The sequence below is a fragment of the Litchfieldella rifensis genome (assembly GCF_042646605.1).
GTDB lineage: Bacteria > Pseudomonadota > Gammaproteobacteria > Pseudomonadales > Halomonadaceae > Litchfieldella > Litchfieldella rifensis.
Map to the genome: position 1 here is coordinate 1 of NZ_JBHRUG010000051.1, position 779 is coordinate 779.

General features: G+C 56.9%; 1 rRNA gene. It reads right to left on the reverse strand.

What is annotated here, in order from left to right:
- Positions 1 to 38 precede the first annotated feature (38 nt).
- Positions 39 to 779, reverse strand: a 23S ribosomal RNA gene (locus ACFOEV_RS22390); the annotation flags it as partial.

Below are 779 nucleotides of genomic sequence, written 5' to 3' on the forward strand. Positions count from 1 at the left end.
CAATCGTCCTGCGCCATGCGCAGACCCCTTGGGGTTATATGGTCAAGCCTCACGGGCCATTAGTACACGTTAGCTCAACGCCTTGCGGCGCTTCCACACCGTGCCTATCCACCAGCTCGTCTCGCTGGGCCCTTCAGGAGGCTTACGCCTCAGGGAAGTCTCATCTTGAAGGGGGCTTCCCGCTTAGATGCTTTCAGCGGTTATCCCGTCCGCACTTAGCTACCCGGCAATGCCACTGGCGTGACAACCGGAACACCAGAGGTGCGTCCACTCCGGTCCTCTCGTACTAGGAGCAGCGCTTCGCAAACTTCCAACGCCCACGGCAGATAGGGACCGAACTGTCTCACGACGTTCTAAACCCAGCTCGCGTACCACTTTAAATGGCGAACAGCCATACCCTTGGGACCGACTTCAGCCCCAGGATGTGATGAGCCGACATCGAGGTGCCAAACACCGCCGTCGATGTGAACTCTTGGGCGGTATCAGCCTGTTATCCCCGGAGTACCTTTTATCCGTTGAGCGATGGCCCTTCCATACAGAACCACCGGATCACTAGAACCTACTTTCGTACCTGCTCGACGTGTCTGTCTCGCAGTTAAGCACCCTTATGCTCTTGCACTCACTGCACGATTTCCAACCGTGCTGAGGGTACCTTCGTGCTCCTCCGTTACGCTTTGGGAGGAGACCGCCCCAGTCAAACTACCCACCACACACTGTCCTCGATCCGGATCACGGATCGGAGTTAGAACGCCAATGATGCCAGGCTGGTATTTCAAGGT